The organism is Emticicia sp. 17c (genome assembly GCF_037153985.1).
GTDB lineage: Bacteria > Bacteroidota > Bacteroidia > Cytophagales > Spirosomataceae > Emticicia.
Map to the genome: position 1 here is coordinate 71,483 of NZ_JBBAYI010000013.1, position 12,905 is coordinate 84,387.

Below are 12,905 nucleotides of genomic sequence, written 5' to 3' on the forward strand. Positions count from 1 at the left end.
TATCAGATTCTTTGTCTGACAACCTCATACAAGATAACTCCGGTGGCGACCGAAACATTAAGCGAGCCTATTTTACCAAGCATTGGTATTTTGGTTGAGTGGTCGGCCTGTTCTAAAAGATTTTCAGAAATACCATCTTCTTCTGAACCCATCAATATGGCAGTAGGTACAGTAAAATCAATATCATAAAGGCTATTAGTTGCTTTTTCGGTACAAGCCACTATCTGGATACCCGACTGCTGCAATTCTTCTACTACCTGCGAAAGGCTGTTTTCACGGCATACGGGTAAATAATTTAGCGCACCTGACGATGTTTTCATGGCATCGGCATTGATTTGTGCCGAGCCTCTTGCTGCCACCACAATGGCATGTGCGCCTACACACTCGGCCGTACGGGCAATAGCTCCAAAGTTACGTACATCAGTAATACGGTCCAGAATAAGTAGCAAAGGCACTTCGCCTTTTTCGAAAATATCAGCTACTACATTAGACGTTTTGGCATAATTAACCGCTGAAACAAATGCGATTACCCCTTGATGGTTCTTCATCGTGATACGATTCAGTTTTTCGAGCGGTACGCGTTGCACAGGTAGCTCACGTTCTTTGGCTAGTTTTTCAACTTCGGCATGGCCAAATTCACGTTGGATTAATATTTTTTCAATTTCTTTTGGGCCACGCAGGGTTTCCAATACCGACTGTACCCCAAAAACTATATCTGGTTTTGAAGATTTTTCAAAATTAGGTCTAGCAAAAAATTTCTGCTTTTTTTTAAAATCGGAATTACGATTTCCGAAGTCTGAACTTACTCCATTACGTTTCCTGTTCTCCATGCTTCTACAAACGGATACCAATATGCCTGATATTCGGGATACCGAACAAGCTCATAGTAGTTATCGATAAATTGATTTGGTTTTTTATTAAAAGTAAACATTATTTCTGAAAAATTCTGGCTTTGTGCATATAACCACACCTCTCTGTCGCGGCTTCTCTGCACACGATTCGGCGGGCCTAAAATAATATACACCATTCCTTTGTCGGTTTTCCAGCCTTCTTTATAAGAAGTAAAAAGGCGGTTAGCTTCTTCAATTCTTCTGAAATAGGTCTTGATTATTTTTTTTGCCAGAGCCTGATTCCCTCCTGAAATAGCCAGAAAATAGCGGTCGAGTGCCTGCTTGGCATCAGGGTTTTCGTTAACGTTACGGGTTTCCTGACTGGTACTCATATAAATAAGCGGCTTAACGAGCTTCTCGGGCAGTGTAAAACGAGGGTATCTGTTATCAACAATCATGAAACCAAAGCCATTTTTGAGCGAGATGGTATCTTCTACGGCAAAGTATAATCCTTCAGTCTGAATATTAATAGGCGTGCCGGTCTGTATTTTTATTGTTTCTTCAACCTTTAACGATTTAATAGGTGGCCTCAGAGACGTTGCCATAGGCGACTGTGCTGCTTCAAAATCTCCACTATACCGAACAAGGTATAAATCACGCTTATGATTTTCGATACTACGTATCTGAAAAGTATCTTTTTTATTAATATAGTTCCTGAAAATAGGTCTTGATAAATCGTCTACATACAAACCAAATCTATCGCTCAAGCGGGTTGCAGTAAAATCAATAACAAGGTCATTGTTCGATTTTTTACTATTTTCCAATTCAAAGATTTCTGTCAATAATAATGCCTTGCTTATATTTTTGGGGCGGTTAACTTCAAAAGTAATTTCTACTTTATCGTCTCTCAGAACAAAATTCTGTTCGGTGAAGTCTATTCTATTAAAAGCTAGCCTGTCTCTCACGCCGTAGTCTGACTGCAATAGCCAACTTAGCCGAAAGGCATCTTTCATTTGTTGTAAAGCCTTGTCTTTTTTGAGGTTCTCGACATCAAGTTCCATAAAAACAGTTGCAGACGACGAATCTTTGACAATGTATCGGCTTTTGATAGCTACAACCAGTGGCTTTGCTACCACCTCAGCAGGACGACTTGCAACAGCATTTACTTCTCGTTGAGCTTTCTTTATTTTCTTATTGGTTACACATCCGGTGACACCAACGATTAAAGCATACAATAGAATTTTTTTCATTATACCCGATTCTTGTTCCAAATGTAGAAATTTCTCCGCTAATAAAAATATTTAATGTAGAAAAACAACAAATTCAGAACGTGAGATAAAGAAATTTTATTGCAAAGCTACTAAAGTATTCTGCTTCTTGTTCAGGTCTGTCGGCGATATTCTTGTTTTGCCAATTATTAGCTTTATTTACATTAGTTTGCCTTTATCATTATTAAATGCTTATCACCAATTTTTTACTTTTGATTTTGGCTTAGTTAGCTCTCTTCCGAATAGCCCACTTAAATGTATTAGTAGTATACTTATTTGGTAGTAGTACTCACCTTATCTATGCCAATTTTTATGTTGTTTTATCTGCTGCATTTAAATACTTTTGTATTTATACAACAAACCACTATTCTATGGATTTACACATTGAATATGCCCAAGAAAAAAACCTGAACTGGCAAGAGTTTATAGACACTTTAATAAAATCTACCCTTGGCGAAAGAAGGCCTGTCGATGACCTTGATAGAATTAAAATGATGGTCGAAAACGCTAATCTGATAGTTACGGCCCGCATTAATGGGCAACTGGTAGGTGTAGCTAGGTCGGTAACCGACTGGGTATTTTGCACATACCTGTCAGACTTATTCGTGGATGAATCTTACCAGAAACTTGGTATAGGCCGCGAACTGATAAAACAAACCAAACTGGCCAGCCCTCAGGCCAAATTAATTTTATTGTCGGCTCCGAAAGCAGTTGCCTACTACCCACGTATAGGAATGACTCACCACGCCCATGCCTACACACTGGATGCCCCTGAAGATTTGGTTTGATATTCCCTCAGCTAAACAACCTTATATTTATAACTATTCAACCACTAATAAACAATGACAACCCGTCGTAATTTTTTAAAAACAACAGGTACGCTAGCAGCCTTTTCGATTGTGCCACGGCACGTGCTGGGCAAAGGTTTTCTGGCTCCAAGCGATGTTCTTAATGTTGGCTTTATAGGTCTGGGCAGGCAAGCTAAAGGCTTACAAGGGCGTTTTCTGGAAACAAAAGAAATAAACCTGCTTGCAGCCTGTGATGTTGACAAAACCAAAACCGAGTACTTCACCAAAGAATTATTCACCAAAAATGCTAAACAGTTTTTAGGGGAGGAAAAAACTTTACCGACCATTTATGAGAATTATCTGGAAGTATTAGACCGCAAAGATATTGATGCCGTGGTAATTGCTACACCAGACCACTGGCATGCGTCGATAGCCATCAGAGCAGCCGAAAAAGGCAAAGATATTTATCTGGAAAAACCGCTTACCTTTACCGTAGCCGAGGGGCGGGCCTTAGTAAACGCAGTCAGAAAAAATAATCGGGTTTTGCAGACAGGAAGTATGCAACGCTCGGCCGATAATTTCAGAAGAGCCTGTGAACTAGTCAGAAACGGATACATTGGTGATATTACACAGGTAAGAGTAACCATTGGCGGCCCTCCTAAACCTGTTGATTTCCAGCCTGAGCCAGTACCTGCCACCATGAATTGGGATATGTGGCTCGGCCCGAATGAGCCTCATCCTTACCATCATTTTCTTGCACCGCGTCTTGAAGATAATTTCTGGGGCAAATGGCGGTATTATAAAGGCTTTGGCGGCGGCGATGTAACCGACTGGGGCGCACACATGTTTGATATTGCTCAATGGGGCTTAGGCATGGACGAAAGTGGCCCTGTGGAGTTGTATCCGCCTACTTACCCCAATGCTACGCAAGGAATGGTATTCAAATACGCCAATGGAATAGAAATGATACACCACGATTTTGGTAAGGGTAATGCCGTGCAATTCATTGGCAAAGACGGTGCTATTGAAGTAAGCCGTTCATTCCTGAATGTGCCTGATAAGTTAAAAGATGTTCAGTTAAAACCGACAGACATCAAACTTGTTTCTCCGGCAGGGGGCAATCATTACAAAGATTTTCTCAATTCAGTACGAACCCGCCAGAAACCGATCTGTGATGTTGAAATCGGGCATCGTACCTGTACGGTTTGTAATATTGCCAATATAGGGTATGACCTTAAACGCCCATTAAAGTGGAATCCGGTTACTGAAAAATTTGACGATACAGCCGCCAACAAAATGCTTGGTAGAAAAATGCGTGAGCCTTACGGTGTTAAAATCTAGTCAATAGTTGTTTTTCTTAATACAAAGCCCGTTGAAACTCACGGGCTTTTATTACCTTATTCTCCGCCATTGGCGTTTTCTTTTATTTTTCTGTAAAATATCTCTTATACCTTGCCCCCATCCGGCCTTCCGCTCGGAATAACAAGGGTTAGGCGGCTCAGGCAATTTATTAAATATAGGCAAGAAAAGTCCGAAATAGGCACTTATTCCTTTAGGTTTACCTATATTTAAAACACCTGCCAGATTATCGGTACCGATAAAAAGCGGCCCCAGCCTGCCGGCCAATCCAACAGTGAGGTTATGATAATTATTCTGTAAAGCAATTGGCAATGAAAGTTCTAGCCACTTACTTTCAAGCCGAGGCACAAAAGCAAGCATAGAAGGCTGATTCATACCTATGGTTTTGGTATTTCTCAGATTCTGTATCCAAGTAGCATTCAGGTAAAGTTTTTCTGAAAACTTGTAATCGAAATTAGCCGAAAGTGCCGTAGGTAAAGGTGAAACAAATTCGTGGTCATAGTCTGCATCTTTTAGCCCGAAAGCATTATTCATCTGATTAAACAATTTTTCAGGTGAATCAATCTTATTAAATGTCCCCGGCGGAATCAGCACTTTTGTTTTTGCAATGTTGGTCTGGTAAACATAATTGCTGTTATTGAAACGTATTTGCCCAAAATCGAGCAAAGCCAGACTAATTTTGTAGAGATATTTATTTTTAGTAGCATCGGTTGTCCAGCCTTTTTTTGTTTTGATGTCATATTGTCGGTGCTCAGGCCGATACTCATAAACCACTCCGACATCTACCCCATACCCATGCCCAGCCGAAGCATTCCCGAAAAGCCAGTTAGGGTTAAGGCTTACACTTTGTATAGAACCGCTTTTGGTTAATCCGTAAGTACCCGCAGCATTTTCAAAAAAAACATTTTGTTTTCTTGGTCTTGCAGGTATATCATCAATGGTATAATCAAGGTCATTGGCTATGTAGTGTATATTCATTACACCGTTTACACGTTTGAGAGTTAAGCCCGCTTTCAGAAAATGTTCATCCTGTTGCCATATTATCTTCCCTAAGGTTAAACCCATTTCTGCATACCCATTCATGTTCATTGTAAAATGGTTATTATCTTGCGGAACACCATAAATATCAGGTAAAAGCGTTCCGTTGACGAGCACACGAGCCACAGGCGTTGTAACATTATTCATGTTAGCAAGCAGTCTGAAACGGCTCGTTAAACCAACGGCAAATCCGGCTTTATTAAAATTCAGCATAAGTGCAGGCCCCTTGAGGTCGGTTGCCATGAAAACAGTAGAAGTCTTATTACTTAATGACTCATCGGCATAGCTATTCCGAAAAATAATTGCACCATTTGGTGCCCTATATGTATCAGAAACTTTGTTGGTAATTAAACCGATAAGCGAGTAAGGCGCACCCCATCCGAAATAATTATTGATAAAATCGAGGTTTGCACCAGCCAGATTAACAAAAAGCTTATAGCGGGAATCAGCCACGTTAGCCGGATTACTATAAATACCATAAGTACCCGAATAGTTACTGGGAGCAACCCCAAGCCACTGCTGAGAAAAGGTATTTATCTGAATAAAAAAAATAAAAAAGAAAAGGGGCAAACGCATTTATATAGGATTGAATTTCCTCAGGTTAACACTCAATTTATAGCATGGCATACAAAAGAACAGTAAAATTAAATATTTCTACACAAAACATACAGAAGATTTTGAATTAATAGCTAATAATAATATTTTAGTATATTCATTTATCCTAAAACCAAAGAATTTTATATGACCTACGACTTTAAGCATTACCAAACCGAGGATTTCTTTGATGAAATGATTTCGCCCGACAATAACTCCCGTGTTGGAAATCATTTTTTAAAAGACCGAATCGAAAAACTGTCCCTAAACGAACTTCTTACCAAACAACGTGCTGCTGAACGTGCCATGATTTCGGCAGGTATTACTTTTAATGTTTACTCAGAAGAAGGTGGAACCGAGCGAATTATTCCGGTAGACATTATTCCCAGAGTAATTGATTCTTCGGAGTGGAACCGACTGGAAAAAGGTCTGATTCAGCGTATAACCGCTCTTAATTTGTTTTTACAGGACATTTACAACCAGCAGAAAATTCTGAAAGACAAGGTTATTCCGCGTGAAATTATTGAGTCGAGCAAAGGTTTTTTAAATGAATGCAAGGGGCTTACACCTCCGAAAAAAGTCTGGATACACATTACAGGAACTGATTTAATCCGTGGCAATGACGGTGTTTTCAGAGTTTTGGAAGACAACCTCCGTTGTCCGTCGGGCGTATCATACATGCTCGAAAACCGTGAATTATCAAAACAAACATTTCCAGATGTGTTGTCACAATCAAGCGTTAGGTCAATTTCTGAATATCCAGCAAAACTATTGGAAGTATTAAGATACATTTCAGGAAGACCTGACCCAACTGTGGTTGTACTTACACCGGGTATTTATAATTCTGCCTACTTTGAGCATTCGTATCTGGCTCAGCAGATGGGTGTAGAACTGGTAGATTACCGTGATTTGGTTGTATCGGGCGACTACGTAAAAATGCGTACAACCAAAGGTTTCAAAACCGTAGACGTTGTGTATCGAAGAATTGATGATACTTTCCTTGACCCACTCACATTCAATCCTCATTCGTTGATTGGGATTCCGGGTATTTTTGATGTGTATAAAAAAGGTAATATTGCATTAGCGAATGCACCGGGTACTGGTGTAGCCGACGACAAAGTGGTGTATGCCTACGTGCCACGCATTATCAAGTATTATCTGGGTGAAGAAGCAATTATTCCGAACGTAGACACCTACATTTGTGGAGAAGAAGATTCATTAAAATATGTCATAGAAAATATTGCCGACCTAGTTGTAAAAGAAGCCAACGAGGCTGGAGGATACGGAATGTTGATTGGCCCCAAAGCCACCAAAAAGGAGCATAATCTTTTTAAGAAAAGGATTCTGGCTAACCCTCGAAATTACATTGCCCAACCTACCATTTCGCTTTCGCGTAGCCCCTGTGTACTGGAAGACGGCCTCGAAGGCCGCCATGTCGATTTACGTCCTTACATACTTTATGGTAATGGCATTCATGTAACACCGGGCGGGCTTACACGTGTTGCCTTACGTAAAGGCTCATTGGTGGTGAACTCTTCGCAGGGAGGAGGAAGTAAAGATACTTGGGTATTGTATTAATCACAGCAGCAGCTAGCAATCTTTTATTTTTGTTTGTAGAATAGGATTCGTATTTTTGCAATAGTTTAACTGTTACCAGCATAGACAATTGATTTTATGAATATTACTCGTTATTCGACATTGGCAACTATTATCGTGTTAGCTGCGCTGTCAAGGTTTTTCCCACACCCACTTAATTTTACACCAATAGCAGCTATTGCTCTGTTTGGAGGGGCTTATTTTAACAACCGATTGCTGGCTATTGCAATTCCACTGGCAGCTATGCTCATTAGCGATACCATGCAGGAATTACTAACAGGCCATGGTTTTCATTCAGGTATGCCACTGGTTTACGGCTCATTTGCCCTGATTTCCCTTTTAGGTATTTTTGCACTTCGTAAAGTAACAGCCTTAAAAGTGATTGCAACAGCCTTAGCTAGTTCTCTGATTTTCTTTTTAATTACAAACTTTGCTTTTTTCTATACCGAATCGGCAATTCCAGATCCAAATATGGGTACTTACCCACATAATCTGACTGGTATACTGGCTTCTTATGAAGCAGGAATACCGTTTCTGAAAAATCAGATTCTCGGAGACTTATTTTATTCAGGTGTGCTTTTTGGTGGATTTTACCTCTTACAACGCCGTTTTGCAGCATTAAGAGCAGCCTAGATTCAGTGATACTAAAATATACAAAAGAGGTTTTCTGACGAAAGCCTCTTTTTTTAAACACAACTTTAATAAAATACTTTTACTGTACCATTGCTGTTAAATGATTATTTTTCAACTAATAAATGTGACTTACCCTGTGAAAAAACGTTCTTACTTCTTGACCTTCCTTATTTGTTTTTCGCAAATTTCTTATCTGCTCGCTCAAACTAATTACCAAAAAGGCTGGGACTACCTTAATAAAGCTGATTATGATAATGGTGTTAGTTACTTTGAAAAAGCCTTGAAAGACAAAGCCAGCAAAGAGAAAGCCCAGCTAACCCTAACTATGCTTTATTCGGTAGTGGGTAAACAAGAAAAAGCCTCCGAGCTATTTAATGATTTTTATACTAATAACCCCGACCCTAGCGCAGAATTATTTGCCCTATGGTTTGAAGAAGGGGTGATTTCTCCGCCTAAAAAACATACAAATTACCAGTTTAATCTCTTAAAAAAGATTGAAGCTGATAACCGTATTAAAAGCAAATTTGAAGAAATTATAAAATATCGACTCATAAATCATTACACTTTTTCGTTTGACACCACAAAAGTTGCTGAATATGATGCCAAAAGTACCTCTATCAAGAAATGGGCTTTGGTTGGGCCTTTTGATAATGTCATGAACAGTGGCTTTAATAAAGACTTTGGCGTATTGGCCGACCCTCAGATGAATAAGTCGTTCCAATCCAGATATGGCTCCCCTATTCAGTGGTTTATTCCCTTAGAATGCACTAACTCGGGTTATTTTTTCAGAGACTATAATTTTTTTTCTAGTAATTCTATTGTTTATACTCAATCATTTGTAGAGTCTCCTGAAGAGAAAGACGTTATTTTGAAACTTGGTTACTCTGGTTCGCTTAAAGTATGGCTTAATGACGATCTGGCTTTTACCGAATCGGAAAAAAGAAGAACAGAAATTGACTACTTTCAGGTAAAATGCCATTTGAATAAAGGTTTTAACAGAATTGTTGTTCAATTAGGCGACTATGAAGAATCATATCCAAGCCTTTTTGTAAGATTTACTGACCTCAACCATGCTCCACTTGTTTTGTCTAATACCAATCAGTATCAGGCTTATCAGAAAAACAAAGGCACATTTACTCAATTACCATTTTTTGCTGTCGAAGGCATCAAAAACAAATTAAAAGCAACACCTGATGATATTCTTTATAATTTGCTACTAGCCAGAACTTACCTGAGAGCAAATGACTTATACGCAGCAGAAGAAATTTTAGCAAAACTTTATGAAACATATCCTAAAAACTACTTGGTTCTTAGGGCATTGATAGGTTTTTACAAAATATCTGATAACACAACAGAGCAAAATAAGACTTACGAAATTTTTAAGGAGTTATACCCTCAGGATTTTGAAATTTTATCAAATCAGATTAAAGAAGCAACCGACCAGAAAGACAAAACCAAAGCTCTCAAGGCAATTGAAGCATTTAAAAACAAATATCCTTATGCAACCCTCAACATTGACCTTACAGATATTATTCTCTTAGCTTTTGAAGAAAATGTTGATAAAATAGTGGCTAAGGTTGATGAAATTCATAAAAAATATCCTAGTCAGGAACACGTCCTGATAGCCAAATATCAGATTCAGAAAGCATTAATTAATAATCCTAAAGAATCGAATGCCATTCTGGAAAATTATCTGAAAGAAAATTATAATTTCCAGATATTAGAAACACTTATATCTGATTATGTTTCTCAGGGCAGAATTGATGACGGAATTCAGCTCTTTGAAAAAGCGCAGAAAGTAGCTAAAGACCAGATTATTGAAAAGAAAATTGTTAACCTTTATAGCCGGAAAAGAGACTACGACAAAGCTATTGAAATCTGTAAAAAGGTGCTTGCTAACCGACCGTCTGATTACGAAACGCTCAGCGATTTGGCCACACTTTATAAAATGAAAAATGATAAAATCAAAGCCATTGATTATTATGAACAGGCTTTACGTTATTTCCCGTTTTCATTTGAATTTAACGAGAAAATCAGAGAGTTAAAGAGCTTGAAACCATCACTTGAAGTAATTGAAACAACTACTGCGGCCGAAGATATTACCGCTTATGAGAAAGAATTTGTTGCAAAAAACAAAAAGCCCTACGATATTATTTCAGATAAAAAAACACTTATTATTTTTAAAACTAAGGCTACTGGTTACAAACGCTCGTATGTAATAAGAATAAATCAGGAAAGTGCTATTGAAGATTGGCAAAAAATAACCCTCAATGCCTCTAACAATATGCAAATACAGGTAAATGAAGTAAAAACCATTAAAAAGAATGGCAATAAAATTGATGCGGAGCGAAACGGAAACGAAGCTGTTTTTACTAATCTGGAAGTTGGCGACTACATTTATGTAGATTATACTGAAAAACAAACCTCTGGTAGTAAATCGACCCTGTTTGTTTATGATATATTTGCGTTAAATTCATTTACACCAACATTCAGAAGAGAATATAATATTTTGATAGAAGACGGGCTCACCCTGACAGACACCATCATTAACTCTATTGCTAAACCAGCAATAACTTCGCTGCAAGGATTCCAAAAATATAGTTGGAACTTAACCGCTCCTGATGTAATTAAAGAAGAATCTTATACACCTCCATTTAATGACATTGCCTCGGTGGTGCATACCTCGTTAGGTTATAAATGGTTTGATATTGCTCAATGGTACAGCGATTTGTCAGAACAACAAATACAACCTGACTTTACTATTCAGACTATTGTAAAACAATTGTTCGACGGAAAAAACTATACGGAAGAACAAAAAGCAAAAATCATTTATGACTTTGTTTGTAAAAATATTCAGTATAGCTCAATTGATTTCAGACAAGGTAGTTATATTCCTCAGAAAGCCTCAGACGTTTATCATACGCGCCTCGGAGACTGCAAAGATGTATCTACGCTTTATGCTTCTATTGCTAGAGCTGCTGGCTTAAATGTCAATCTGGTGCTTATCAATACCCGCGACAATGGCCAGAAAGATGTAATACTGCCGTCGCTTAACTTTAACCATTGCATTGTAAAAGTAAACCTGAAAAACGGCAGCAAATACCTGGAACTAACCGATACAGACCTGCCTTATGGATATTTATCTTATTACCATAATGAAGCATCTATTCTGGAGATTCCTGCCAAAAATATCCCGAAGGATATAAAATTGACTTCATTACAACTCAATAAAGGTTATGAAAATAAGATTTTCAGAAACACCATGCTAAAAGTTAATACCAATAACAGCATTGAACTTACAGTTAAAAGCACTAAAACTGGTGTAGCAGCCAGTAATTCTTGCAAAGTATATTATAATTCAGACGATGCAAAGAGAAAAGAGGATCTAAAGAAAGATTTATCAAATAGTTTTACGTCGACCCTGAAAATTAATTCTTTCGTATTCGATAAACTGGAGCCGCGCGCCGATTCGTCTGTTTATAGTTACAGTTTTAGTGTAGAGAATGAAGTTAAAAAAGTGGGTACATTCAGGACTTTAAAAATTCCTTTTAATGATGTTATTGCCAAATTAAATATTTTTGATGACGGGCAACGGGTATTCGATTTCGACTATAACTATTATGAGCCTTTTGATTATTATGACGAGAGCTTTATTGTTAGTCTGGATAGCCCGTTAAAAATTATGGAAGTGCCAGAAGATGTTCATTTATCGTTCAACGGCAATCGCTACGATTTATCTTTTACAAAGGTTGATGACCAACACCTGAAAATCAACCGCAAGTATAAGGTTGAAAGAAGAAATATTCAACCAAAAGAATTTGAAGATTTCAAGGCATTTATTACCAAAGTTGTTGAGGCCGATAACACCTCTCTGGTATTCAAATAATATGAAAGCAAAGCCTGAGTTTGACTCAGGCTTTTTTTATGCTCCACAACATTTTTTATATTTCTTCCCACTTCCACAACCACAAAGGTCGTTACGGCCTATGGCATTAGGGTTGATAATAGGTGATTGTAATGAAGGAGAAATTTTATTTCTTTTCAAAAAATTATCAAAGAAGCGTGTCATTCGCTCATGTCTGTTCTTTAAGGTTTTTCTGAATTTATCCGCCTGAGTATATTTTATTTCTCTCATGATTTTAGTCACAGGCAGCGTTTTGTCGTCTAATTCACCCATAACTATTTCTTCGGCCTTGTAGTCATACCACAATTCGAGAGACGGCTGTTCGTCATAACTTAGTGAAAACAAAAGCAAAACATTAGTACAAGTACATGAAGGTTGCACGCAATAGAAATCGCTGATGCAATATTTAGTACCTTCTATTGCAATAGTTAAATCGAACGACCACGGAAGAACCTCATAATAAGATACCATCTGAGACTCCTGCAATACCTTTTTATAATTATCAAAATGAGCATCAATCTTATCAGCATCGGCCATTTCGGATGCCATTCCTTTTAAATCTTTGTAAAATTTATGTAGCTCTCCCCATTGCTGTTCTGTAACTTCGTTTTCTAACGATTTCAGGTAATTATTTTTACTACTATCAATCGTATCGGTTTCAGTGTATTGCACAATACGTTTAGCGGCTACATCTAAAGCATATAATTCTTCGGCATCGTTGGCAAAGTAGATATTTCCGCAAGTACAGGCAAGGTCCATGCAGGGCTGTAAATCGTTCGATTTTAACACTTTTCCTGCAAACTCTCCCACTCCTATTTCAAAATTGATAAATGCTTCGGCAGGGTTTTTAATTTGATAAGTAAACATGATTTGTCGTTTTCTGAAAACACAAAAT

General features: G+C 38.0%; 9 protein-coding genes. 5 read left to right on the forward strand and 4 right to left on the reverse strand.

Annotated features, from left to right (window positions below; translation table 11 throughout):
• Nucleotides 1–2 precede the first annotated feature (2 nt).
• Both rlmB and WAA15_RS21075 read right to left on the reverse strand, forming a co-directional pair.
• Nucleotides 3–830 carry a 23S rRNA (guanosine(2251)-2'-O)-methyltransferase RlmB gene (gene rlmB, locus WAA15_RS21070; RefSeq protein ID WP_337044821.1) on the reverse strand — a complete coding sequence of 276 codons (828 nt, stop codon included), beginning with the start codon at nucleotides 828–830 and terminating at the stop codon, nucleotides 3–5.
• Nucleotides 803–2,080: a GWxTD domain-containing protein gene (locus WAA15_RS21075; protein WP_337044822.1), complete on the reverse strand. Its 1,278-nt coding sequence runs from the start codon at nucleotides 2,078–2,080 to the stop codon at nucleotides 803–805. The genes rlmB and WAA15_RS21075 overlap by 28 nt, the downstream gene beginning before the upstream one ends.
• 389 nt (nucleotides 2,081–2,469) lie before the next feature.
• Here WAA15_RS21075 and WAA15_RS21080 point away from each other — a divergent pair, with 389 nt between their 5' ends.
• A complete protein-coding gene (locus tag WAA15_RS21080; protein WP_337044823.1) occupies nucleotides 2,470–2,886 on the forward strand; it encodes a GNAT family N-acetyltransferase in 417 nt (138 codons plus the stop codon).
• Between the two features lie 54 nt (nucleotides 2,887–2,940).
• Nucleotides 2,941–4,227, forward strand: coding sequence for a Gfo/Idh/MocA family protein (locus tag WAA15_RS21085; protein WP_337044824.1), 1,287 nt, complete (start codon nucleotides 2,941–2,943; stop codon nucleotides 4,225–4,227).
• 51 nt (nucleotides 4,228–4,278) lie between these two features.
• On the opposite strand, the gene WAA15_RS21090 is transcribed toward WAA15_RS21085, so the two are convergent.
• A complete protein-coding gene (locus tag WAA15_RS21090) occupies nucleotides 4,279–5,859 on the reverse strand; it encodes a DUF5723 family protein (RefSeq protein ID WP_337044825.1) in 1,581 nt (526 codons plus the stop codon).
• 165 nt (nucleotides 5,860–6,024) lie between these two features.
• Here WAA15_RS21090 and WAA15_RS21095 point away from each other — a divergent pair, with 165 nt between their 5' ends.
• From WAA15_RS21095 to WAA15_RS21105, 3 genes are all read left to right on the forward strand, one after another.
• Nucleotides 6,025–7,455: a circularly permuted type 2 ATP-grasp protein gene (locus tag WAA15_RS21095; RefSeq protein WP_337044826.1), complete on the forward strand. Its 1,431-nt coding sequence runs from the start codon at nucleotides 6,025–6,027 to the stop codon at nucleotides 7,453–7,455.
• Nucleotides 7,456–7,551: 96 nt separating this feature from the next.
• A complete protein-coding gene (locus tag WAA15_RS21100; protein WP_337044827.1) occupies nucleotides 7,552–8,106 on the forward strand; it encodes a DUF6580 family putative transport protein in 555 nt (184 codons plus the stop codon).
• Between the two features lie 157 nt (nucleotides 8,107–8,263).
• Nucleotides 8,264–11,992: a transglutaminase domain-containing protein gene (locus WAA15_RS21105; RefSeq protein WP_337044828.1), complete on the forward strand. Its 3,729-nt coding sequence runs from the start codon at nucleotides 8,264–8,266 to the stop codon at nucleotides 11,990–11,992.
• A 36-nt stretch (nucleotides 11,993–12,028) separates the two neighbouring features.
• On the opposite strand, the gene WAA15_RS21110 is transcribed toward WAA15_RS21105, so the two are convergent.
• A complete protein-coding gene (locus WAA15_RS21110; protein WP_337044829.1) occupies nucleotides 12,029–12,877 on the reverse strand; it encodes an SEC-C metal-binding domain-containing protein in 849 nt (282 codons plus the stop codon).
• Nucleotides 12,878–12,905 lie beyond the last annotated feature (28 nt).